Genomic DNA, 22,023 nt, shown 5'->3' on the forward strand with positions numbered 1-22,023 from the left:
ATGGCTCCCATTTAGCAGACGGTCCAGCAAGCTAAGCGTTCTGCCAACCAATCCTCCACTCTCAGATATGGTACAGGAAACACGTAGAACCAAGCACAGCGAACAAGCCGTTCCAAATCCGAAGCCGAGCTAAGTAAACTCCACGCATGCCCGAAGACACCAAGCCCGCCGAGGCCAAGGAAGAGAAGAAGGAAGACACCTACCCCCTCGACACCGAGAAGGACCCCGTCGTCACCGAACACAAGCTAGGAAGCCTGGAGTACACCGCCACCGCCGGAATGCTCCCGCTCAAAAACGAATTCGGCGAGACGGAAGCCGGCATCTTCTTCATGGCCTACACCAAGAAGGGCGTGAAGGACCCCGCCAAACGACCGCTGATGTTCAGCTTCAACGGTGGCCCGGGCTCGTCGTCGGTCTGGCTCCACCTCGGCGCGGTCGGCCCCAAGCGCGTCAAGATGATGCCCGACGGGGACATGCCTTCCCCGCCCTTCGAGCTGGTAGACAACCCCGAAGGCTGGCTGGAGCACACCGATCTGGTGTTCATCGACCCGGTCGGAACCGGGTTCAGCCGCCCGGCAAAGAAGGACGGCGGCAAGAAGTATTGGAGCCTTGAGGGAGATGTGGAGTCGATCGGCGAATTCATCCGGCTGTATCTGACCCGCTACAAGCGGTGGGCTTCCCCGCTGTACCTGGTCGGGGAGAGCTACGGCACCACGCGAGCGGCGGGGCTTTCGGGGCACCTGATCGACAAGGGGATCGCCTTCAACGGCATTGTGCTGGTGAGCAGCATCCTCAACTTCCAGACCGCCCGCTTCAACAAGGGCAACGACCTTCCCTACCTGCTGTTCCTGCCCACCTACACGGCGACGGCCTGGTATCACAAAAAGCTTTCGGGCAATCGGTCGCTCGAAGCCGTGCTCAAGGAGGCCGAAGCCTTCGTCGAGAACGATTATCTGATCGCCCTTGCCAAGGGCGACTCCATCCCCGAGGCACAACGGAAGCGGATCGTGCAGAAGCTGGTTCAGCTGACCGGGTTGAGCCGGGCATACATCGAAGCCACCGACCTGCGCGTAAACATCCACCGCTTCTGCAAGCAGCTGTTGCGCGATCAGAAGCGCACGGTTGGACGCCTCGACAGTCGCTTCAAGGGGATCGACGAGAATGCTTCTACCGAAAACCCAGAGCACGACCCTTCCATGTCGATGATCCTGCCTCCGTATACGGCGATGATCAACGACTATCTGCGGCGGGATTTGGGCTGGGAATCGGACGTGCCGTACTACGTGTTCAACCCCGGCGAGCTGTGGAAGAACTGGACCTACGGCGACGCGGCTGCCGGACACCCAGACACGAGCGAGGCCCTGCGGTCGGCGCTGTCCAAAAACCCGCACATGAGGGTGTTTGTGGCGTCGGGCTACTACGACCTGGCAACGCCGTACTATGCGACCGAGTACACGCTGGCCCACCTCGGCCTGGACCCGTCGCTGAGGAAGAACATCAGCACGGCGTACTACGAAGCCGGACACATGATGTATATCGACGAAGGGTGCCTGGCGAAGTTTAAGAAGGATGTCGCAGGTTTCTTGGAAGGGAAATAAGAGTCGACTCCCTTCCTTTCACTTTTTCGGATAAGATGGGCACCCCTCAACCGTGAGCCTCCCTGCACCTTATCTTCGCTTCGCGCACACTTGCCTCCAGCTCAAATGCGGGAGAAATACAGTCGTTTGCCAAGTGTGCTAACTGGATCAGTGCCACCCCCACCTCAATCCTCCCCCATCGAGGGGGAGGAAGTTAATTTGGGAATCCAGGCGCGGTCTTTGTCAAATGCGCTTGACCCTGGTGATAGCCGGGATGGTAGGCCATACGGGCAAAGGCGCCGGTGCCGTCGATAATCGGTCCGAGGGCGCTCGTGATCTGCACGGCACGGATGTCTGGAGCAAGGTTCTCGATGTGCGCCTCGACCAGCTTTCGTCCCTCATCCAGCGCCCACGAAATGCGGTCGGGCGTGATCTCGTCGGGAGAAAAAGGGAACGGATTGTCGTTAACGACGCCATCGGTAGAGGCGGATTTCACACGGGCAAGCTCACCTTCTGGAGTTTGTCCAAGCAGCTGGGACATGAAAGAAACCTCAACTCCGGCGACGTGGATGGCCATTTCTCCAATCGTGAGCGCATCGTCATGAAGTCGCCAGTTAAGCTGCTCCTGCGTGAGGCCAATGACTGTATCGTCGAATCGCCCCCGAACCAGCCGCCAAGTTTCGCCAAAGTCGCTCATATGGAAAAGGTACCTCCTGGTCGAATCGGCGCACCGCGATCCGCAATCTCGTCCTAAGAAATCCGCCGTACAATGAAGTCATGCAGAGAGTGATGCAGATCTTCGCGATTATATTTTTTCTCTTTCTTGGGGCTACGGCTGCGATCTCCTCCCTGCAATATCGTGACGGGCGCTGGCACCCACAAGGCTGGTTGGTACTTACAATCGTCTGTCTTGGTCTTGCCTACTACACAGCCACTCTGAAACCTAACCGGCGCTACTGAAATCCTTGTGCGGATCGCTTCTGAAGTAGAATCCGGTCAGAGGTATTTCCAAATGAAACTGATTTTCTTACTTGTCATCGTTTCTATCGCCTGCATTGCAGGTTCGCAGGACTGGGCAAAGAGCAAGGTAGACGCTTCACCGAGACACCAAGAATGGGTGGAGATGAAGTACGGAAGCCGAACGGTTAAGTCGTTTGTGGTCTACCCAGAGCGGAAGGACAAGGCCACGGTAGTCGTTCTCATTCACGAGATTTTTGGCATGACCGACTGGGTGATGTCGGTCGCTGATGAACTTGCCGCTGCAGGATACATTGCGGTTGCTCCCGACTTCCTTTCGGGGATGGGCCCTGGTGGTGGACGAAGCGATTCCTTCGATGCGGGTAAAGCACGGGAAGCTGTAAGTGGGCTCTTCCCTGATCAAGTGACGGGCGATCTCAATGCAGCTTGCGATTATGCAAAGAAGATTCCGAGCGCAAACGGAAAGGTCGCCGTCGCCGGATTCTGCTGGGGCGGGAGCCAGACTTTCAGATTTGCGACCAATCGTAGTGACCTCTCGGGAGCTTTCGTTTTTTATGGTACGGGCCCGACCGATAAGGCTTCTATCGACAAAATCACATGCCCGGTCTACGGGTTCTATGGTGGGAACGACAATCGTGTAAACGCGACGATTCCCGACAGCGAAAAGGTGATGAAGGAGTGCGGCAAGACATTTCAACCCGTGATCTACGAAGGCGCAGGACATGGTTTTATGCGAGCAGGGCAGCAACCGGATGCCCAAGAGGCCAACAAGAAAGGCCGTGAAGCAGGTTGGAAGCGCTGGCTAGAACTGCTTGGCAAGATGTAGTGCCACTTTGCTGATGGACAGAAACAGTAGGCCCCTAAGTTGAACTCAACTTAGGGGCCTACTAAGCTTTTGAAGCGGTCAATCCCTATCCGCCAAAATCCCAGGGCTCGTTAGTGGGGAGTTCCTGAGAATACGTGATTCTCCAGCCATTTGCGGTCCACTTCATCGTCTCGGCAAACCGCATTGTCACCTTCATAGGTACCCACTTGCCATTATCCTGTGTCTTATAGGTCAGCTCCATCTCAACCCATGCCACAGCCTCTGGGCCCTGCCTGCGCACGTGCTTGACGGCTGTCTTCGTTTTGACGTCTCGAAGCACTCTGAAAAACATCTCAAGCTGATCTTTGGACTCGGTGTACGTCATCCGATTGCCTTCCGTGTCCACGCCGACAAATCCCTTGTCCAGATAGGACATGAGGCCTTTGACATCCTTTTTCGCGACCATGCCGTCCCAGCTTGCATAAAGCTTCTGCATGTCCTTGCGAAGGACTGCGTCTTCTGCCTGTCCAAAGCTGCTGACAGCGAGGACAGCCAAGAGAAGGCTCATTGCTATTCTTACTTTTTTCATTGAGGGTCTCCTTAACTGCATAAGCATAACTTGTACTTAGCATTTTGAAAAGCGCTGACAAAGTAAGTCAGCTGCACTTATGAGATCTTTCAATTCTTGCGCTGAGAGGGCGGCACTCTGGCAATCTCCGGAATGTTTGGCAAGCCTTCTCTGGGCTTCATCGAGGCTTCGAGGGCTCCACATGAAACAAAACTGTCAATCACCGAAGTGCTGTAACCCAACGGTCCTTTCAGCTCGGCGAGTAACTCGGATTCGGTGAGCTTCCTCTCTTCCAAACCACCGGCGGTGAGCTCAAACTTATGGTTTCCGCTAAAGACAATCATCCGATCCGGTTCGTTGCGGCGAATGTATAGGCGATCGTTGAAGATACTCTGCTCGCGGGAGCGTTCGTAGTTTGCGTGATACACCTCTTCTGGGACTGCCCATTCAAGCATCTTGAACACGATCATCTGGGGCAGCGGCGGCGCAACAGACCAGATATAGAAGCTATTGCCGTCTGGGTCCACTTCGCTGTGATAGACAGGGTCGCTTTGAATGTGCTCTTCTCCCCGATTGAGCGGCAGTGGTACGAGCGTATGCATCGAAGAATCAAGCAGCCACTGAACTCCGTCGAGCTTCACGATGACTGTGCCGTGGTTATCCGTGCCCATATCCCAAACGGATGCTGTGGCGCGTCGAGCATCAAAACCTGCGCCTTTGAATAGCTCGTAGCAAGCGTTTGTTGCCGACCAGCAGGTGCCACCAGTGTTGTGTTCAAGCCAGTTCTCGAAGAATTCATTGGCTGTATTGCCCGGTAAGGGCCCTGGATTGCCTGTTCGCAGTGCAATCAGCTTGAGAATATTGTCAGCCGGAACATGAAGACACCAAGCTCGATACAACTCTTGAAGCCCCTCAAAATCCTTCTCGGGCCGGGTATGAAAACCCAGCTTATTCAGGATAAAGGCCAAAGGCGTTGCTGAAGAACTTGGCATAACTCTTTGACGACACCAGGCATAAGCACGCAGTAGCTCTGGGACGCACGACCCACAGGTCGACTGCTTTCGGCATTACATGATTCGATTGATACCACTGCCCTGCACAGGAAAAAAACTTACTTTGCCTTGTCGTCCCATGTTATCTTGAATTTGGCCTTAAAGGGTGAGACACGGTCGTCGATTTCGATTAGCTGGACAGTCACTCCATTGCTTTCAAATTCTTCAAACCTTTGGCTGGGCTGGCAGTACTTTGCACCCTTGGAGCATTGAATCTCGAAATCACCCCCAGTGTCCCCTCCTGCATACCAAAGTTTTGCTCGTCCGCCAGCGATAACGACTGTTGAGCCAAGAGTCATCGTGGCTACCTGAGGGCTTTTGGCAAACGTACCGAGTTGAAGTCGCTTCGCTGCGAAGAACGGAACAGCAACTGTGAAAAGTACAGCGCCGACGAGGATAATAACAAGTTTCGAGCCCATTTCTTACACCTGAAATGAATTGTCGGCATTCTTGAGTCAGCCTCATAACCCCGAATGTGCCCGTTCCACTGGTTAGAAAACAGGACGACATATCAATTTTCACCATCGGTGCAATCGCCTCCACAAGTGATACGTCATCATTACTGTATGCTTACCGCCGCGATATGCCTATTTACAGTCGGGATGGATCTTCCCAGTAATCCCAGCTTTGACTACTCTGGAGTGCCCAGCCTTCCGGGAGTGGCTCTCAAGTCCCACGGGGTTCAGATCGATATGTCGAAGGACAAGACATCGACCGTAACGAGCACCACCGTCTTCAAGAATGAGAGCACAGCTCCTGTGACTGTCACCCTGACCATCCCGCGCCGCAGGGTCGGCGACGACAAGTCGGGGAATCCGACCTTCACCGTTGATGCAAAGTGGGACAATCTCCCGATGACGCTTGCTATGCCTGCAATGGCGCTGAGCGGAGAGAAGATTGGTCCAGAAGAATATTTCTATAAGAACGATCTCACCAAAAACGTGACCTTCAAAGCCGGGCAGACAAGCTCGCTGAAGATCAGCTATACGCTTCCGTTTGGGCGTTGTGGATATGAACAGAAGCAGAAGATGACGGGCTATGCCTTTGACACTTCGAATATGATCGGATTGTTGAGCATCTCTTACCGGTATGGCGGACCGACGGTCTTCCACTTGCCAGAGGCGTTTCCGAAGGATTGGGGATGGCAGATCGGCACCAAGGGAGCTTTCGTTCGCAAAGAGAATTTCAAGCCCAGCGGTGAGCTTACATACATCACGTTCTATCCGGGCGGATTCGACAACATCGGCGGCGGCAAACGCGGTGGCGGTGGTGGAGGCAGATAGTTCTTTACGAATCTCTGCGCTTGAGTTAGACTGACATCATTCTTGGAGGACAAGATGAAAAAATTGATTGCACTCTTTTGTGTGGCTATCGCCACTTGCGCTTATGCCGGTCCAGCCCCCGATGCAAAGACGGCCTTTGAAGCTTTGAAGAAGCTTGAGGGGTCTTGGGCAGGAAAGATGGATGGTGGAATGGAAGCTAAGGTCATCTACAAGCTGACGGGTGGTGGTTCGGCTCTCGTCGAAACTCTTGCACCCGGCACTGAGTACGAAATGGTCAGCGTTTATCACCTGGACAACAACGACCTGCTCATGACGCATTACTGCGCAGCAGGCAACCAACCCACGATGAAGTACAAGCCAGGCAAAGATACAAAGACTATCGACTTTGAATTCCTGCGTGGATCAAACATGAAAGCGTCAGACATGCATATGCACAGCCTGACCATTAAGATGATCTCAGACGACAAGATGGAATGCAACTGGACCAGCTACGACAAGGGAAAAGCTGCTGGTACGGCGAAGTTTGAGTACACCCGGGTCAAGTAAGCGGCTCCATCTTTGATTGATCAACGATTCCAGAAGGATGCCAGCGACCAACGCTCAGGCGTTCGATTCATTCTGCGCCTCTTGATCCAAATGTTCAAGAGGCGCGGGAGAGCGTGACGCCACTGACGAATGCTGCCTGAGCATAATCGCCAGTTCTCCAACGATCCCCTCAAGCTTTTTGCGTCTCTTGCGGGAAAACATTTGATGGAAACCATAACCTATCGCAACGCTTCCACCAACAAGAAGAGATGTCGTTAGCGCTACGATTGAAATCGCCGTTCCAAGACTAAGAAGTAAAGAGCATACGACACCGGCACCTACCAGTAATGAGCCAATTAAGGCGGTCGTCAGACAACCGATGTTTGGCGAGTGCTGCGCCTCTAACCTAAATCGTGTACGTCCATTCTGCTCACGGGTTCGAAGGGTCAACTCTCGAATAATCCAGTTATTCCATTCCCGCGTTTTGCCTTCGATCCGGGTGAAGCCCTCAAACTGATTAAACGAAGTTAGGGCGGTGATGACGTCAGTCCAAAGTTCCTCATCCATGTCACCATCGATGGTCTCATCCAAAAGCACAAAAGCACCCTTGTTCGGAGCGACGAGAAGCGGCGTCTGCTTGTCGTAATTTAGAGCGGCCCGAGTAACGGCCGACTCGTCAATCCCAAGTTCGGCGGCTATCTTTTGAAGCTCGTGCAGCGTTACACCTTCGCTTTCGGTCGGCTTTCCGTCCCTACCCTCAGATTCAGCAAGACGGGACAAAATTGCCGCAACCTCACTTTCGCTGTAACGCCTTTCACCCATCTTTCACCGTATCCAAACCACTACCTTATCAGGCCAACGATACCGGAATCACGCTGGTTGTAAAAACATTTGAGATGTGCGGCAACCTTCTGAACAAATCTTCTAAGTTTGCACACTCACATTCTGATAGTGCATCCAACCCTTGGAGAGAAAAATGAGATATCTTTTGTTCGCCCTGATCTTCGCCGCCCTTATCGGTTGCGGCAATTCGACAGAACCTGCCCCTGACAGTGGTGGCGGCAAGGCTGGTGGTCCAGACGTTAAGGTCGGCACTGAAGGCACCAGCATGAACAAGCCGATTGACGGCCTTCAGCGCTATGCGCTGGGAGCTCCGATCACCGAAGGCAACGTCACGGTCGTCCCTGTTTTGCTTGTGTCAAACAACGAGCAGGAGCATCAGGAAGATTACATGTCACTTGCTGAAGCCAAGAAGCTTGGGCTCGTTGAGATAAGTGAGCTTGGTGGAGGCGGTCAAGTGAGCCACCTCATGGTTCACAACATGGGCAAGAAACCGCTGCTTCTCCTCGCTGGAGAGCTCATGCTAGGAGGTCAGCAAGATCGTGTCGTCGCAAAAGACACCGTTGTCCCTCCGGGCGAGCAGATGAAAGTCCCCGTCTTTTGCGTCGAGGAAGGTCGCTGGCAAGGGGGAAAGAATTTTGAGTATTCGAGCTCAATGGTTCCCAATTCGGTTCGTGACGACGTCATGAAAGGCGAGCAAAGTGAAGTGTGGCGCAGCGTGCACGGATACAACCAGGCGGTTGGCGGATCGGCAGATACAAGCAGCGTTCGTGGTGGCCAATTTGCCAAACAGGTTCAGGAGCGCGTTGACGCTGACATCAGCGCCTTTCTTAAAGCTCTGGACGGTCAGAAGGATGCTGTCGGGATCGTGTACATTGCCAACGGAGAGATTCAGAGCTTCGACCTGTTTGGCAGCTCTTCCCTTCTCAAGGCCAGTCAGGAGTCCTTACTAAAAGGGTTCCTTGCCGATGCTGCTGCAAGGCCATCGGATAAAGCAAAGAACGCCGACCTAAAATCGGTTGAAGCTTTTATCAAAGAATCCTTACTTGGCAACCGCAACCAGACAACTCTTGCCGGACGAAGCGCTGGCTGGAACGTGAGTGGAACGAACGTCACAGGAGCAGAGACAACTGTCGAGACGGCATCAAGACCCGCATTAGGTGCAGCTGTTGAGCAGAAGGATCTCCTGCACGGCAGCTACACTCCAAAGAAATAGAGATCACGTAGCGTTGTGCTGTGGTTTTTGGTGCTTTCCAAACAGAGAAATACTGTTGCCAGAACACCTTCAATGTGAATGCTTCGACAACGGGGCCACTTTTTCAAGTGACCCCGTTCGGATTATTCAATGAGTTGCCCTAAGCAGACTTCTTACGGCGGCGGCGGGCCAAAGCTACCAAGCCCAAACCAAGCACAGCCATCGTTGCTGGCTCAGGAACGGGCGACGCACCACCCAGCAACAGGTCATAGTCACCAGGGGCCATACCACTCACGCCGAGATAGAAAGTTCCAGTGTATGGAGCGCTGTAGTTCCAGATGAGAGAGTCCGTGCTGTAAGTGCTTCCACTCGTCATGAACATGTCGCCGCTGAACTTAATGTCGGTATTGCTGAACAACACCGAACCACCTGCATCAATCAGCGTGATGGTTGTGTTCGTTGGCGATCCGTGCGTTAGGTGGGAGAAGGTATTCGCAATGATGGACGTCCCGATGGTCGTCTCGAACTTATAGAGATCAAGTTGACCCGGGGTGCTCGTCTTGCCCGTGATGTTCACAGCAGAGATGCCAGTTAGCGGCAATGTGGAGCCGAAAACTGATTGTGCCGTCGCAAGCGTGTCTTTCGGGCCCAGCGCCTCAGCTACCGTCGTGCCCAATGTTGGAGCCACACCGTCTGCAAACTCCAGCTTCATTTTCTCAAGCAAACCGAAGGAGCGAGGGGAGCCTCGGCGAAGACTGGTTAATCCGGTCGCACCGGTCGCCATCATATGGTCATTCTGCTGACCCGTGACTCCAAGGTAACCCGGGGCGGCAATGGTAGGGTCCCCATAACAATCGAAGTGCTGCAAGCCCAGGTTGTGACCGAGTTCATGCGTTGCCGTACCAGCGATCGCGACAGCGAGTCTTTCTATGTTCTCTGCCCGCGTAAACATGCTCTTGAAGATCATGTCGTCGAAGTTCTTGAGATACATATACGATATATCGTCTTTATGTGCGTTTCTCCAGTCCAATCGTGTTGCCATCCCGTAGGTGGACGTGGACGCAGTTGACGCTCCGAACTTGATCCACTCGAACGGACTTGAGGGTGTAGTTTCCTTAAAAACGACGGTATAGCCCATATAGTGAGCCTCCATCGCCGCCTTGACTGTGTGCTTAAAGTAGAGAAAGTCGGAGGCGGTGAGAGCATCTTCAGGAGCTGTGTATCCCGCTGCTTCCCACGCTGCCACAATGTTCGGCGCCGCATCAGTCCAATCGAGGTAAACATCGATTGCAGGTGAGAGCGTCGCCAACCCAGCAAGGGCACCACAAGCCAAATATTTCGTTAATTTCATAGTAGACCACCATGAATCCAGGCGCTCCCCGAGCCTGAAAGTTGCCTTTCGCAACATGTTCCAGCTCAGTGTATAGGATTTTCCTGAGCTTGCCAACCGTGAAATTACCAGGTGGTCAACGATGTACACTCCATTAATCGGCGGAAGCAAGGTCTAGGGTTTGTAGACCACACCCTGCCGAGCCATGAGCTCATCCATGTCGATCCGACGAGCTTCCTTTGCCGTCTCTTTTGGGATATCCAGAATCACGACTTTCGAGAAGTCGCCTTTCCGAAAGAGCAGCATCTTCTTAGCCTTGAGGTCGCATACTTGGCTGTACCAGCTGATCGACTTCCCTTTCGTGGAGTTAAAGGGCATCGTGTCCTCAAGAAGGGAACGCACCGAATCCGTGGTCACACTACTCTGCAGACCAAGGACGGATTGGCACTTGTTGTATCGCCAGCAAGAAATCTTATCTTTGGGCGTCTCGCTTGTCCGGAAGTTAGTGCCTACCTGAAAATCGGCCGTGCCCCGATAGGTGATGGCATTGCGTTCGACGATTGCCGACGCGCCAGTTGCGTCGCCGATCACCATCTGGCCAGCCGAAAGTCCAACCCAGTCGTAAAGCTGGATCATGCTGATCACCTCTGCCACCGTTGCGCAGGAACCAATAAACTGCTCAGCTAATCCGATGCCTGCTTTGGTCTTCCCAGCAGGTCCCTCGTCCTTCTGAGGCAGGGCGTTATAGTCGTAGAAAATGCCAGCCTCGTTCATTCCTGCCTGGGCTGTTAGCGGGAAGCTGTTGTAGCCAAACGTGACGAAACCGTACTTGACCTTCTCATTCTTTGGTTGAAACCGGACCCAGTGCTTGTCATAAGGCACCTCGTTCGACATATCTTCGTTGGCACCCATCAGCACCTGACCATTGCGAGCGACAAGGAAGATCGTACAAGCCAGCGTGTTGACATAGCCAAACGCAAGTAATCCTAAAGCCAAGAGACGCAGCATCATTCTTTCACTGTACACCGTAGTAGATGCCTATTCGGTACCTAGTAAAGAAATCACATGTGCTCAAGCGCTTCGCTGCGCTCAAAGCCGTGCTTGGCCCTGTTTTCCTTCTTATAGCGCTTGTGGTCAATGAGCCTGCCTGTCCACACCCATCTGTCCCGGAGGGCTGAGCAAGTCAATGATATGCGTTTCCTCGATGGCATCAACACCGTGCGGAAAATTCGAAGGAAGAACGACCACGTTTCCGCCTGTAACTTCCACTTCGCGATAGCCGGGTTGGTCGGGATCGCCCAAGCGCCACAGGACTCGCCCAGAGACGACATAAGCGATCTGCTCGCTCTCATGGTGGTGGGTGGCAATATGGCAACCCGCCTCCAGTGTCACATGGGCAAAGAGAATCCTTTCTCCTCGAACACGTCGAAGATGGATTTTGGGAACAGGTTGCTCGTGGCGCACATCGTCCAGATTGTAGATGGTAGCTTCCATCCTTGAAGTTTGACACTTTCGAATCTAAACGCCAAGTGGGCTTCCCCGAATCGGCACCATATTGCACACAAATGCAAATCTGGTTCTATTCAAATGAAGACCGTGTCTACTTCTTCACATATTGCTTTTCATATTGGGCTATAAAGTCTGCAACTGGCATCCGGGAGATAGCTCTACCTACAACATCAAGAGCAAGGTCGTCCAACTTCTTGAATCTCACACAGCTCTTACCCATGTCAAGCTTCTTTCCGGTGGCTTTGTACTCCTTGACAAACCTGCTGGTTGACTCTTCGTCGCAGTAGATGCAAAACAGATAGACCGCCATGTGGTTCTTTTGGGAGGCTATAGAGGCAAAGGGCAGTGGTTGTTCCGGGTCGCAGTGATAGCCTTTTGGGTAGATGCTATGAGGGACAAAATAGCCGATCATGCCGTACTGCATTCCCTCTTCGTAGCCCTCAGGCAGGTGCTTCCTTATCATCTCTCGGACAGTTGAAATCGCTTCCAGGCGATCTGCTGGAAGTTCGGCGAGATACTGCTCAACGGTCGCGGCCTTGCTTGTCATGAGCTTGTTTTACCCGCTTTCGACCTACCATGATGGCTCACGTCAGCATGGAGAAGGGCGGAGGTTTTTTACGAGCCTCAGCTCGTAGTAACACGACCTCCAACGACTTGATCTATCCTAGTTTAGCGTCTATTCCTGGAAGACTCATAATGCCCTTGTTGTCTGGTATGGCCTGTTACCTGCAAGCGTCTGGAGTTTAAGAATTCCCGCATATTTGCCAGGTTTAACATTACGTGTCCTTAACATCATCGTTTTGGCACTAAGCGTGTATTAAACTCTCCCCAGGTTGCGTGGTAGCAACTCGATATGGTGCGGCTTATGCTTAATATGAAACTTATACGTCAGGCTTTGCTCCTGACCTGTTTAACAATAGGAGCAATCTTTTCATCAGATGCGGTGGCTTCGGATTTTAACACTGCCATCGCTGGACGCGTGTTCTGCGACGCGAACTGCAACAAGAAGATCGACGTCGACGAAGACGACCTTCTTATGAAGGTCAAAGTTCAACTTTACAACAGCAGCGGACAGTTGCTGGCAACAACGACTCCCGAGATTTACGGTGGCACGTACATTTTTCCGAACCTTACTCCGGGACAGAAGTACTTTGTACGAGTCGTTGTCCCCTACGGCTCCGAAGCCGTGAAGGCCTATCCTTCGCCCGCCTCGGTCGGCGTGGATAAAAGAACGATCTCGGTGATCGTTGTTAATTCGGGCGAAACCTACTACCCCAACGACTTCCTTTTGAAGTGCTGCACGGTAGGGTTTAACCAGTGCGAATGGGGCTATGATCGCTGCGGATTCTCTCCGATTGACCTCGTTCGAGGCTCATTCGACGAACTCTTCCCGAACGGTCTTACGATTGGTGGTGACAAGACTCTAACTTTCACCAGCTATCGAGCTGTGCTGAAGTTCCTACCCTCCACAGGCACGCCGAAGGCTCTTCCGAGCTCTAAGGTTGACCCCAACGACCGGTATGAGAACGACTTAGCGGGGAACGTTCTTGCTCTTGCTCTTAACGTTGCTGCTTCTGACGCAGGATTGACGATTGAAGGATATGGCGACCGCGTTATGCCGATGGGCAAGTTCCAAGGCTATACCGTTCGCGAAGTTCTCGCGATCGCAAATCAAGTGCTCGGAGGCAATTCTGGCGTCCTCCCAGCAGGGGTCAGCATCAAGGATCTGAACAGGACCCTTGAGTCGATCAACGACTTCTCTTCTTGCTACGGCGGATGCGGTGGTCGAAGCAACAACTGCGGCGGCAGAGGCTGGAAAGGCTGCGGCGGTAGCGGTGGCTGGGGCCACGGTAGCGGCGGCGGTAACGGCTGCGGCGGCGGATACGGCGGAGGCTGGTGGTAACAACCACCGGCCTTCGGGCCTTTGCAGGCTATCTGCTGTGAGGACATTACTATGAGAAATTTGATTCTTTCGACTTCAACGATTGCCGCATTGGCAATTACTGCTGCTGCAAATGCTGTTACTGTTCAAATGTTCGACCACACCGGCACGAACGCAAACAGTCTTTTTCTGATTGCTTACAACAGTGTTCCGAAAACAGTTACGGCGACGCCGTATAACGTCAAGATCGATGGCAGCCCTATCGTTGGTTACTGTGTCGATCTCGACCATCAGGCAGCGACAAATCAGACGTATCCAGCTAACGCTCTTTCTGCAATCGGTACATACGGCGCGATGGGCGGCAAGCTTGGCTATATCTACAACACGTATCACACACCAGCAATCGATCTCGATCATCAGATCGCAGTACAGGTTGCTCTTTGGGAAGTGCGATACGATGCGACATACAATCTTGATGCTGGAGCCTTCAAGCAGATTTCGCTTAACTCGACAGTCAAGGGCTATGCGCAGGCGATCCTCAATGATCTCTCTGCAAACCCTACATTCTCGAATGAAGCGATCATCTATCGCGCAACCGATGGACAAAAGCAGGACATCATTGGTCCTGTACCGGAGCCGGCAAGTCTTGCGGTGCTTGGCGTTGGTGCACTGGCTATGCTACGTCGGCGAAGAAGCAAGAAGTAGATTCTGAACCTTGGTGTTCGGTGCTTGAGGACGCTCCGCTTGCAGAGCGTCCTTTGCTTTGAATCAACTAGAGTCTTCTTAGCAGTTGAACAGCAGTGAGTCTCGTTCTTTCCAAGACAGAAGACTTTGATCCAGGCGCGAAAGCTCTGTCTTGATAATTTCCCTTTCACGATCTCGCTGCGGCTCCCAGTTGGCAATCCCAAACGTGAACCTAATCAAGCGATGAATGAGCGCCCCGCCAAGCTGGCTGATGAGTTCCTCTCTTTCAATTTCTACACCATGTGATTGCAGGTTGGTTAGATAACTTTGGAAGACTTGGTCACGATCTTCAGGCTCGCAGATGCTAAACACTATCTCTGTAAAATCTAAGACGGCAGGTCCCTTTGATACACGCGCCCAGTCTAAAATCACTGGCTGTCGGCTAACACTTTCAAAGAGAACGTTGTCCAGGTGCAAATCTCCATGTAGCAAGGTTTGCCCTCCGCTGGCTAACCTCTCCCGGACTTTGTCCTGTAACCGCATTGGATCGCATATCAGCGCTTTCACCTGGTCGCCAATCATTAATCCGTACTTCTCTTGGAATCGCTCATTTCGAGCTTCATACCAGTCCGGCTGTCGATTGAGAATCGGTATGGAAGGAAGCCAGTCAGCGCTGTCTAGGGTCGATGCTTGCCACCACTTGGCATGAAAGGCTGAGATGGCATCGACTAAATTGAGGGAGTCCTGCAATTTGAGGCAGTGCAGGCAGTTGCCTTGCTCCGCCTCCACAAAGTCCTCCAAGACCACAACTCCTCGCCCTAACTCTCTGTCTAATTTGGCGAAGTAACAGGCTGGCACTCGTAAGCCAGGGTCAGCGCCAAACTTCCGATAGAATTCAACTTCTCGATCTCCGCCTTGCCCATCGGTCGACCACAGTTTGACAATCACTGACTCAGGCGAACCCGTTCCGACAAGATTGCAGCGAAAAACTATGCTCGCAAGGCCGTATTCTTCACCTATTTGTTGTGTGCTATTAAGCTCAACATTCTCTAGACCTAGGGCGCAGGAAAGCCACTCGGACGTGATGTCCGAATGGCTAACTGGAACTGTTGTATCGCTGTCAGTCAAATTCAGTTCAGCATCGAAACGGTCTCAGCGGCTTTAGGCCAAAGCCAACCAAAGACCCCACCGGTAACAGCTGCGTAAATAATCCCATCCACAAGGTAAGGCATAAACATCTTATTGCCGCCGTACCAGATGATCATCGGCATCCAACCGAGTCCGTGAGCAAGAAACGCAGCGACGCCGCAGAATCGAAAGACATCCATAAAGGTATGTGCTGTTCCCGCAGGCAACCCGTTCCAACCCAAGAATGCGATCAATATCCCGACAACAACATAAAAGAGAAAAGTAAGGCCAAGATTCCTGCCCATATTGACCGGCCCCGGGAAGACAGTTAGGATTCCAATCGGGCCCTTATTCATCTTCTCAACAACTTCCGGGTCCTTCATCGTTGCGTGGTCGCAGTAAGGAAACATGTATGTGGTTGCAGGAATGCCTTCAACTGCACCCATGATCTTGTCCTCATCGGGTAGACGTTCAAAGTCTTTCTTATGCAGGGGAATCACCATATGAGTGATCGCGCTCGTGATGAAAACAATTACAGACGACACCAGAATCGGCATCCAAAGTTCGGAAAGAAACTGCATCGTTCTCCTCCTGATAGGGATAGTCGTCCCTATCCAATATAGGGACGACAGGCAGCATCGTGAAGGAGCAGCGAAGCAGATTTGTACCAGTTCAAATACAAAAACGGCTTCTCAGCATCTCTGCTCAGAAGCCGTCCTTATCTGAAGAATCAGATCAGCCTTCGCTCGCGTCCTTGAACAGCCAGATATGAGCGCCTTGCGGGTCCATGATCATCGCCATGCGCCCAACGGTTGGCACGTCAATCGGGGGGACAACGACTTTTGCTCCATGCTGTTCACACGTCGCCAAGCTTGCGTCGAGATCATCGACAGCTGTGTACGTTGCCCAGTGCGGCGGAACGTTCTCCATCCCCGGGGTTTGCAGCGTGTCCATCACGCCACAAACCGGCACATCATTTTTGGTTAGCATATGATAAGTGCCCATCGGGCCCATATCCATTGATTTCGTCCCAAAGCCCAGAGCCTTGGTATAGAAGTCGATAGTCGCGCTGCCGTTCGGACTGTACACTTCATGCCAAACGAACGTTCTGCCTTGAGCCAACGCGTATTGATCTTGGGTTTCGGTTGCCATGTCTCATTCTACGATGGATCGGAGATTGGCGTCGGCATTTTTTGTAACCTGGGCGGAGCTAAAGCGAAAAATAGAACTTTGCGCCCTTACCAACCGACCCCTCAGCCCCAACCCGGCCTCCGTGCCTTACTAAGATTCGTCGCACGGTGGCTAGTCCAACACCGGTCCCCTCAAATTCGTCAGCGCTGTGGAGCCGCTGGAAAGCCCCGAAGAGTTTGTCTACGTATTGCATGTCGAATCCGACGCCGTTGTCCTGAATGTAGTAGGTGAGATTCCCATCAAGCATCTCTGTGCCGAAATCAATCCTGGCTTCGGGTTCATCACGCGTGTACTTCCAAGCGTTGCCTAAAAGATTCTCAACAACGATGCGAGTCATCTGAGGGTCCGCTTCAATGCAGACGTCCTTCTGGATGTTGAAGACAGCCTTTCGATGAGGCTCTGAGTCTTTGAGATCGGAAGCAATCTCTTGCACCAACTCAGTCAGGTTGACGCGCTTTGGTTCAATTTGCGATCTTGAAAGTCGAGATAAGTCAAGCAGCGCTTCAATGAGTTTGCCCATTCTTTGGGCGGCCGCCCTAATCCGGCGCAGATGTTCCAACCCTTGGTCATCGAGCTTGGAGGCATAGTCGTATTCCAAGGCGCTGGCGAAACCATCAATCGCTCTGAGGGGAGTTCGTAAGTCATGAGAAACAGAGTAGTTGAACGACTCCAGTTCATGATTCGCTTCATTTAGCTTGCGCGTGCGATCTACAACCCGATCTTCAAGCTCCTGTGTAAGCCTCATTATCTCCGCCTCAGCGAGTTTTCGAGCTGTGATGTCGCGTGTGACGCCCAGCAGGGCTGTGACATTTCCGTCAGCATCTCGAAGCGGCGTCGCATGAGTTTCAAGCCACCGCTGTGTGCCTTGTCGCCCCACCACTTGAAATTCAAGCGTTCCGCTTTCACCAGCCAGAACTCGTTTGTGAAGATCGCCGAACGAAGCATGATATTCGGGCAGGATGTACTCGGTTAAAGGACATGACCTAGCCTCGACCAGCGATTCAACCTCAAGCATTGCTAAGCCTGCCGGGTTCATTTCTATGAGAACGCCATCTGGACCGACGACTTTCACACACTCTGGCTCAGTCTGAACAATTGCACGGAGCCGCTCTTCACGCGCCCGAACCTCTTCTTCTGCACGCTTACGTGCCGTAATATCGACTGCAGAGATGAGAACTTGCTCTACGTTGCCGTCCTCGTCGAGCAAAGGGCTGTAAATGCTGTCAAGCTCAAGCAAATCTCCACCCGGAAGAATGCCCTGAATATCTCCACGTACAACTTCACCACGCACTGCCCGCTCAATCATGTCCTTGACTACGAGCCTCACGGAGTCGGAAAACCATGGACTATCGGCAAAAACTTTTCCTATCACATCCTCGCGTGACAATCCCAGGGCTTCTAAGGGGCGTCTATTACAATCCAGCAACACACCATCCTTCGACACGACACCCACATAGGTGAACATCCCGTCAAGTATTTGGCGCAGCCTGCGCTCCTTCTCCTGAAGTTCTTTTAAGGAACGCTCACGCTCGCGTCGTCGTAGGGATTGGATTCGCTGAGCAACGATACAGGCGATAAGAACTGCACCCACAAGAACTATCAGCAAAAGCTGAAGTTGTCGCTCGCGCCTCGCTATGTCAAGCTTTTGAGGATCGTACGCGAGCGCTCTAAGGTCAGCACTAGCGGGTGTAACACCTGCAAACTGAAAGTGTTTGTCTATCCGCAACTGACCTCTAACCATCTCCTGGGCTGAAGCATAAAGTGGAGATAGCAGGAACAATCCTATAGCAATGGCGATCTTCGCGGCATCAGAGATTCGAAGCCCTTTGAAAGATCCCCATCTGCTCTCCCATAGTGAACCGCACCGCTTTAACAATCGCCCTCCATTCGTTTGTATACGTTACTTCGATGGAGGTGTCCCATTTCCTTCCAAACGCACACAAAATGCGCAAAATGGGTCACATATGAAAAAGAGTTCAACGGGGGTCAGAATAACGTGAAAACCCGCTATTTCGCCTCGTAATCCCAGCTCACCATACTTTGCTTTTTAGGTTGAAAAACCCAGAGTTCAATGCTTTCGACAGACGACTCTTTCTCTTGTAATACAGGAGTTGACACTAGATACCAGGTTGCAAAGTATTCACCAAGGGGCAGACCGCCAACGAGTTTTGGCTCGTAGAACTCAGGAAGCAGAATGTCCGCCAAAGCAGTCGGCTCCACCCATGAAAAACCACCGATGTCTTTCCAGTGCCGCGTTTGAACTCGTGGTCCATTCTTAATATGAGTAGTGACGTAACGAACCTTCTCATAATTTTCAGGCATTCGACCATGTGTTGGGACGTAACCGAATATCGGATCAAGCGTCTGTGACATGGGGAGCTTGCGGCCGTTGAGGGTGATCTGGAAACGAACGTTGTCCAGGGTCGAGGCGTTGGCTGAATCGGAGGGGCTACCATCGAGGAGGTCGAGCTTCGGAAACGCGCTGAGCCTGACAACGAACCAATGGTTCCCCTCTAACTCAGCCTTAATCTTATCCCATCTTGCCGCGACCTTCGATGGAGTCCACTTCTCTTCTGCAGCCAGGTAGCCCAGCCAACGGCTCATGAGCGCGGGTGATAACCGAAGAACTTCGTCAACATCGCGCCGAATCTTCCCATCGAACCACTGCCCAAAGGCCTTGCGATCATCCATCAATACGCGATCAAGCCCTTTACCCGCCTTGAACACCGATACGCCGCGTACGAGTTCGTGCGGAATCGGAGCTTCTGGAAAAGCCGTCAGGAGTGTTACAGCAAGGATTGGGACAAACATGGCTCCCTAGAATTGTCGGCACGTTGAGGGATAGAATCATACGGTGCGTTACGATCTTCTCATTCGCGGCGGGACCGTTTATTCTTCTGAGTTGTCTCAAAAGGCAGACATCGGAGTCATTGACGGAAAAATTGTAGAACTTGGCGACCTGAAACAGTCGGATGCCGAGACAGTTCTTGATGCGACGGGTCTTGCCGTTCTGCCTGGAATAATCGACACACAGGTTCACTTTCGCGAGCCCGGTATGGAGCATAAAGAGGATCTGCACACAGGTTCACGCGCCGCCATTGCAGGTGGAGTTACGACTGTCTTTGAGATGCCCAACACCAGTCCGACTACTACGACCAGGTCAGCATTAGAGGACAAACTCAGCCGAGCATCAGGACGGATGTTCTGCAATTTTGGCTTTTTTGTTGGGGCGTCGTCGGAAAATGCTGATGAGCTCACAGAACTAGAAAGGCTCCCCGGCACTCCCGGGGTCAAAATCTTTATGGGAAGTTCGACCGGCACCCTGCTCGTCGGCGATGACGACACTTTGCGGCGTGTCTTGAAAAGCGGCAAGGGTCGTTGCCCTATCCACGCTGAGGACAGTTATCGGCTCGAAGAGCGTAAGTCTTTGATGAGCGATAATCCCCATCCCCGCGAGCATCCGTTCCTGCGCGACCCGGAGTGTGCGCGCCTTGCAACCGAACGGATTTTGCGGCTATCGGAGGAGACGGGCCGCCCCGTCCACGTCCTGCACCTTTCCACGGCTGACGAAATTCCACTTATCCAGGAAGCCAAGAAAAGAGGGCTGAACAACACGGTAGAAGCTACTCCGCAGCATCTGTATTTTGCTGCTCCTGAGATCTACGACCGGCTCGGTACGTTTGCCCAGATGAATCCCCCGCTTCGCGAATCACATCACAGAGATGCCCTCAGGCAGGCTATGAAGGACGGATTCTTTGACGTAATCGGCAGCGATCACGCCCCTCACACAATCCAGGAAAAGCAGCAGTCCTATCCCAAGAGTCCGAGCGGGATGCCTGGCGTTCAAACGATTCTCCCTGTGATGATGACGCTCGCCAAACAAACGCAAATTCTCGACATCCACCAATTCATCAAGCTATCTTGCGAGAACCCCACAAAGCTCTACGGGATCAAGAGCAAGGGCTTCTTGAAGCCTGGATACGATGCGGACATTGTCATCGCCGATCTGAACAAAACCTGGTCGCCAAGCAAGAATTGGCTGCAAAGTAAATGCGGCTGGAGCCCTTATGAAGGGGAGCTGCTCACGGGTTGGCCGATCCATGTGGTTGTGAATGGCAACTTGTCGGTCGTTGAGATGGAGATTCAAGGATCACCCCTTGGGAAGATGGTTGAGTTTGACTGGAAGTAGGAGAATTGACATCACCGCATCTGATAACCATCCAGCCTCAAGCAATACCTGCCAGACTTCACGATTCAGCAACAAGTAACATACGCCTACTGCCATGGAAACCCCTTACCTGCCCGAAAAGGATATCGACCTCAAGGAGTCTATCGTTCAAGGATTTCAATATGACCTCTGGGCGAATCGACTTTGGCTTCAAGCGCTCGGGAATTTCAAGAACCTCGACCGACCGCAAGCGGTGATCGAGCACATCCTGGGCGCCCAGCGAGTTTGGTTGAGCAGGATTGGCTACCACACCGAGCAGACGGGTGAAGACCTTACACTCGAAAAGCTATTTGAGCTAGTCAACGATGTCTGGACAACGGTCCTCAAAGAGCACGAGCTGAGCACCCACATCACTTATCAAAACATGGAAGGGGTCACGTTTACGAACTCTATCGCCCAAATCATGCGGCATGTCATCAATCACGGCACCTACCACCGCGGCCACCTTCGTGGACTAGCGATGGCTGAGGGCATAGAAGACTTCCCTGAAACAGATTTGATTCGTTGGTTCCGTGAGTTTGACTAGTGAGACATCCGGCGACAAATTAGGTTTGTAACGAGTATTCGTCGAAAAGCGAAAGTGGATGCCCAAGCGCTTCACGCCCATGACCATCCACCTCTGCCCGGTATCCTATATCCGGTATGCCCAAGCTCGTTCTCATCCGCCATGGACAGTCTCTCTGGAACCTCGAAAACCGCTTTACCGGCTGGGTTGACGTACCACTCACGGCTGGTGGAGAGGAGGAAGCCCGTAAAGCCGCCGAGCGATTGGGCGATCTGCGCTTTGACGTCGCTTACACCAGTGCATTGCGAAGAGCCCAAGATACGCTTAGGCTGATTCTTGAAGCCCATGGCTGGAGTACACCCGTCATACGCGACCAAGCCCTCAACGAGCGGCACTATGGAGACTTGCAAGGGCTAAACAAGGACGACACCCGCGCCCGCTATGGCGACGAACAGGTTCACGTCTGGCGTCGTAGCTACGACACGCCCCCACCCAACGGCGAAGCGTTGAAGAACACCGCAGAACGCACCCTTCCCTTCTTCGATCGCTGCATCATGGGTGACATCCGACAGGGCAAGAATGTACTTGTAGTCGCGCACGGCAATTCAAACCGCTCGATTGTGATGAAGCTGGACAATCTGACCGGCGAAGAAGTCATGAAGGTCGAATTGGGCACGGGAGTCCCGCTCGTTTACGATCTTGAGACTGACGGAACGGTCAACAACAAGGCGATCTTAGAGTAA

The 22,023-nt window shown here is 52.7% G+C and carries 24 protein-coding genes; 10 read left to right on the forward strand and 14 right to left on the reverse strand.

What is annotated here, in order from left to right; all coding sequences use genetic code 11:
• Window positions 1-146 precede the first annotated feature (146 nt).
• Window positions 147-1,598 carry a hypothetical protein gene (locus tag KF784_09135; GenBank protein MBX3119216.1) on the forward strand — a complete coding sequence of 484 codons (1,452 nt, stop codon included), beginning with the start codon at window positions 147-149 and terminating at the stop codon, window positions 1,596-1,598.
• A gap of 193 nt (window positions 1,599-1,791) precedes the next feature.
• On the opposite strand, the gene KF784_09140 is transcribed toward KF784_09135, so the two are convergent.
• Window positions 1,792-2,274 (reverse strand): DinB family protein, encoded by a 483-nt coding sequence (locus KF784_09140; GenBank protein ID MBX3119217.1) that lies wholly within the window; start codon window positions 2,272-2,274, stop codon window positions 1,792-1,794.
• A 315-nt stretch (window positions 2,275-2,589) separates the two neighbouring features.
• Between KF784_09140 and KF784_09145 the strand changes: the two genes are divergently transcribed.
• Window positions 2,590-3,381: a dienelactone hydrolase family protein gene (locus KF784_09145; GenBank protein MBX3119218.1), complete on the forward strand. Its 792-nt coding sequence runs from the start codon at window positions 2,590-2,592 to the stop codon at window positions 3,379-3,381.
• 85 nt (window positions 3,382-3,466) lie between these two features.
• On the opposite strand, the gene KF784_09150 is transcribed toward KF784_09145, so the two are convergent.
• The 3 genes from KF784_09150 to KF784_09160 form a co-directional block, all read right to left on the reverse strand.
• Entirely contained in the window at window positions 3,467-3,949 is a 483-nt protein-coding gene (locus KF784_09150) for a nuclear transport factor 2 family protein (GenBank protein MBX3119219.1), read from the reverse strand.
• Window positions 3,950-4,038: 89 nt separating this feature from the next.
• Window positions 4,039-4,920, reverse strand: coding sequence for an arylamine N-acetyltransferase (locus tag KF784_09155; protein MBX3119220.1), 882 nt, complete (start codon window positions 4,918-4,920; stop codon window positions 4,039-4,041).
• A gap of 119 nt (window positions 4,921-5,039) precedes the next feature.
• Window positions 5,040-5,399 carry a hypothetical protein gene (locus KF784_09160; protein MBX3119221.1) on the reverse strand — a complete coding sequence of 120 codons (360 nt, stop codon included), beginning with the start codon at window positions 5,397-5,399 and terminating at the stop codon, window positions 5,040-5,042.
• Between the two features lie 147 nt (window positions 5,400-5,546).
• On the opposite strand from KF784_09160, the gene KF784_09165 reads away from it, so the two are divergent.
• Both KF784_09165 and KF784_09170 read left to right on the forward strand, forming a co-directional pair.
• Window positions 5,547-6,263 (forward strand): hypothetical protein, encoded by a 717-nt coding sequence (locus KF784_09165; protein MBX3119222.1) that lies wholly within the window; start codon window positions 5,547-5,549, stop codon window positions 6,261-6,263.
• Window positions 6,264-6,317: 54 nt separating this feature from the next.
• Window positions 6,318-6,809 carry a hypothetical protein gene (locus KF784_09170; GenBank protein MBX3119223.1) on the forward strand — a complete coding sequence of 164 codons (492 nt, stop codon included), beginning with the start codon at window positions 6,318-6,320 and terminating at the stop codon, window positions 6,807-6,809.
• 54 nt (window positions 6,810-6,863) lie between these two features.
• Here the strand turns inward: KF784_09170 and KF784_09175 are convergent, their stop codons facing one another.
• Window positions 6,864-7,610: a hypothetical protein gene (locus tag KF784_09175; protein ID MBX3119224.1), complete on the reverse strand. Its 747-nt coding sequence runs from the start codon at window positions 7,608-7,610 to the stop codon at window positions 6,864-6,866.
• A gap of 154 nt (window positions 7,611-7,764) precedes the next feature.
• On the opposite strand from KF784_09175, the gene KF784_09180 reads away from it, so the two are divergent.
• Window positions 7,765-8,844 (forward strand): hypothetical protein, encoded by a 1,080-nt coding sequence (locus KF784_09180; protein MBX3119225.1) that lies wholly within the window; start codon window positions 7,765-7,767, stop codon window positions 8,842-8,844.
• 139 nt (window positions 8,845-8,983) lie between these two features.
• Here KF784_09180 and KF784_09185 read toward each other — a convergent pair whose 3' ends face one another.
• The 4 genes from KF784_09185 to KF784_09200 form a co-directional block, all read right to left on the reverse strand.
• A complete protein-coding gene (locus KF784_09185; GenBank protein ID MBX3119226.1) occupies window positions 8,984-10,174 on the reverse strand; it encodes a PEP-CTERM sorting domain-containing protein in 1,191 nt (396 codons plus the stop codon).
• 153 nt (window positions 10,175-10,327) lie between these two features.
• Window positions 10,328-11,164: a hypothetical protein gene (locus KF784_09190; GenBank protein MBX3119227.1), complete on the reverse strand. Its 837-nt coding sequence runs from the start codon at window positions 11,162-11,164 to the stop codon at window positions 10,328-10,330.
• Window positions 11,165-11,287: 123 nt separating this feature from the next.
• Entirely contained in the window at window positions 11,288-11,647 is a 360-nt protein-coding gene (locus KF784_09195; GenBank protein ID MBX3119228.1) for a cupin domain-containing protein, read from the reverse strand.
• Between the two features lie 106 nt (window positions 11,648-11,753).
• Window positions 11,754-12,209: a DUF1801 domain-containing protein gene (locus tag KF784_09200; GenBank protein ID MBX3119229.1), complete on the reverse strand. Its 456-nt coding sequence runs from the start codon at window positions 12,207-12,209 to the stop codon at window positions 11,754-11,756.
• 327 nt (window positions 12,210-12,536) lie between these two features.
• Here KF784_09200 and KF784_09205 point away from each other — a divergent pair, with 327 nt between their 5' ends.
• Window positions 12,537-13,565 (forward strand): hypothetical protein, encoded by a 1,029-nt coding sequence (locus KF784_09205; protein ID MBX3119230.1) that lies wholly within the window; start codon window positions 12,537-12,539, stop codon window positions 13,563-13,565.
• 51 nt (window positions 13,566-13,616) lie between these two features.
• On the forward strand, window positions 13,617-14,249 hold the full coding sequence (locus KF784_09210; protein MBX3119231.1) for a PEP-CTERM sorting domain-containing protein: 633 nt from the start codon (window positions 13,617-13,619) through the stop codon (window positions 14,247-14,249).
• Window positions 14,250-14,327: 78 nt separating this feature from the next.
• Here the strand turns inward: KF784_09210 and KF784_09215 are convergent, their stop codons facing one another.
• From KF784_09215 to KF784_09235, 5 genes are all read right to left on the reverse strand, one after another.
• Window positions 14,328-15,356, reverse strand: a complete 1,029-nt coding sequence (locus tag KF784_09215) for an aminoglycoside phosphotransferase family protein (protein MBX3119232.1) — start codon at window positions 15,354-15,356, stop codon at window positions 14,328-14,330.
• Between the two features lie 2 nt (window positions 15,357-15,358).
• The gene (locus tag KF784_09220; protein MBX3119233.1) at window positions 15,359-15,937 is read right to left on the reverse strand and encodes a hypothetical protein; all 579 of its coding nucleotides are present in this window, start codon (window positions 15,935-15,937) and stop codon (window positions 15,359-15,361) included.
• 154 nt (window positions 15,938-16,091) lie between these two features.
• Window positions 16,092-16,508 (reverse strand): VOC family protein, encoded by a 417-nt coding sequence (locus tag KF784_09225; GenBank protein ID MBX3119234.1) that lies wholly within the window; start codon window positions 16,506-16,508, stop codon window positions 16,092-16,094.
• Between the two features lie 58 nt (window positions 16,509-16,566).
• Entirely contained in the window at window positions 16,567-18,153 is a 1,587-nt protein-coding gene (locus KF784_09230) for a PAS domain-containing protein (protein ID MBX3119235.1), read from the reverse strand.
• Window positions 18,154-18,554: 401 nt separating this feature from the next.
• Window positions 18,555-19,358 (reverse strand): hypothetical protein, encoded by an 804-nt coding sequence (locus tag KF784_09235; GenBank protein MBX3119236.1) that lies wholly within the window; start codon window positions 19,356-19,358, stop codon window positions 18,555-18,557.
• Between the two features lie 43 nt (window positions 19,359-19,401).
• Between KF784_09235 and KF784_09240 the strand changes: the two genes are divergently transcribed.
• The 3 genes from KF784_09240 (at window position 19,402) to KF784_09250 (ending at window position 22,023) form a co-directional block, all read left to right on the forward strand.
• Window positions 19,402-20,736 carry a dihydroorotase gene (locus KF784_09240; GenBank protein MBX3119237.1) on the forward strand — a complete coding sequence of 445 codons (1,335 nt, stop codon included), beginning with the start codon at window positions 19,402-19,404 and terminating at the stop codon, window positions 20,734-20,736.
• 94 nt (window positions 20,737-20,830) lie between these two features.
• Window positions 20,831-21,301 carry a hypothetical protein gene (locus KF784_09245; GenBank protein ID MBX3119238.1) on the forward strand — a complete coding sequence of 157 codons (471 nt, stop codon included), beginning with the start codon at window positions 20,831-20,833 and terminating at the stop codon, window positions 21,299-21,301.
• A 116-nt stretch (window positions 21,302-21,417) separates the two neighbouring features.
• The gene (locus KF784_09250; GenBank protein MBX3119239.1) at window positions 21,418-22,023 is read left to right on the forward strand and encodes a 2,3-diphosphoglycerate-dependent phosphoglycerate mutase; all 606 of its coding nucleotides are present in this window, start codon (window positions 21,418-21,420) and stop codon (window positions 22,021-22,023) included.

The sequence above is a fragment of the Fimbriimonadaceae bacterium genome, assembly GCA_019638775.1.
Classification (GTDB): domain Bacteria; phylum Armatimonadota; class Fimbriimonadia; order Fimbriimonadales; family Fimbriimonadaceae; genus JAHBTD01.

Excerpts from the sequence above, each read along its gene's own strand:
- KF784_09135 (MBX3119216.1), top strand. The coding sequence starts at position 147 with ATGCCCGAAGACACCAAGCCCGCCGAGGCCAAGGAAGAGAAGAAGGAA.
- KF784_09140 (MBX3119217.1), bottom strand. The coding sequence starts at position 2,274 with ATGAGCGACTTTGGCGAAACTTGGCGGCTGGTTCGGGGGCGATTCGAC.
- KF784_09145 (MBX3119218.1), top strand. The coding sequence starts at position 2,590 with ATGAAACTGATTTTCTTACTTGTCATCGTTTCTATCGCCTGCATTGCA.
- KF784_09150 (MBX3119219.1), bottom strand. The coding sequence starts at position 3,949 with ATGAAAAAAGTAAGAATAGCAATGAGCCTTCTCTTGGCTGTCCTCGCT.
- KF784_09155 (MBX3119220.1), bottom strand. The coding sequence starts at position 4,920 with ATGCCAAGTTCTTCAGCAACGCCTTTGGCCTTTATCCTGAATAAGCTG.
- KF784_09160 (MBX3119221.1), bottom strand. The coding sequence starts at position 5,399 with ATGGGCTCGAAACTTGTTATTATCCTCGTCGGCGCTGTACTTTTCACA.
- KF784_09165 (MBX3119222.1), top strand. The coding sequence starts at position 5,547 with ATGCTTACCGCCGCGATATGCCTATTTACAGTCGGGATGGATCTTCCC.
- KF784_09170 (MBX3119223.1), top strand. The coding sequence starts at position 6,318 with ATGAAAAAATTGATTGCACTCTTTTGTGTGGCTATCGCCACTTGCGCT.
- KF784_09175 (MBX3119224.1), bottom strand. The coding sequence starts at position 7,610 with ATGGGTGAAAGGCGTTACAGCGAAAGTGAGGTTGCGGCAATTTTGTCC.
- KF784_09180 (MBX3119225.1), top strand. The coding sequence starts at position 7,765 with ATGAGATATCTTTTGTTCGCCCTGATCTTCGCCGCCCTTATCGGTTGC.
- KF784_09185 (MBX3119226.1), bottom strand. The coding sequence starts at position 10,174 with ATGAAATTAACGAAATATTTGGCTTGTGGTGCCCTTGCTGGGTTGGCG.
- KF784_09190 (MBX3119227.1), bottom strand. The coding sequence starts at position 11,164 with ATGATGCTGCGTCTCTTGGCTTTAGGATTACTTGCGTTTGGCTATGTC.
- KF784_09195 (MBX3119228.1), bottom strand. The coding sequence starts at position 11,647 with ATGGAAGCTACCATCTACAATCTGGACGATGTGCGCCACGAGCAACCT.
- KF784_09200 (MBX3119229.1), bottom strand. The coding sequence starts at position 12,209 with ATGACAAGCAAGGCCGCGACCGTTGAGCAGTATCTCGCCGAACTTCCA.
- KF784_09205 (MBX3119230.1), top strand. The coding sequence starts at position 12,537 with ATGAAACTTATACGTCAGGCTTTGCTCCTGACCTGTTTAACAATAGGA.
- KF784_09210 (MBX3119231.1), top strand. The coding sequence starts at position 13,617 with ATGAGAAATTTGATTCTTTCGACTTCAACGATTGCCGCATTGGCAATT.
- KF784_09220 (MBX3119233.1), bottom strand. The coding sequence starts at position 15,937 with ATGCAGTTTCTTTCCGAACTTTGGATGCCGATTCTGGTGTCGTCTGTA.
- KF784_09225 (MBX3119234.1), bottom strand. The coding sequence starts at position 16,508 with ATGGCAACCGAAACCCAAGATCAATACGCGTTGGCTCAAGGCAGAACG.
- KF784_09235 (MBX3119236.1), bottom strand. The coding sequence starts at position 19,358 with ATGTTTGTCCCAATCCTTGCTGTAACACTCCTGACGGCTTTTCCAGAA.
- KF784_09245 (MBX3119238.1), top strand. The coding sequence starts at position 20,831 with ATGGAAACCCCTTACCTGCCCGAAAAGGATATCGACCTCAAGGAGTCT.
- KF784_09250 (MBX3119239.1), top strand. The coding sequence starts at position 21,418 with ATGCCCAAGCTCGTTCTCATCCGCCATGGACAGTCTCTCTGGAACCTC.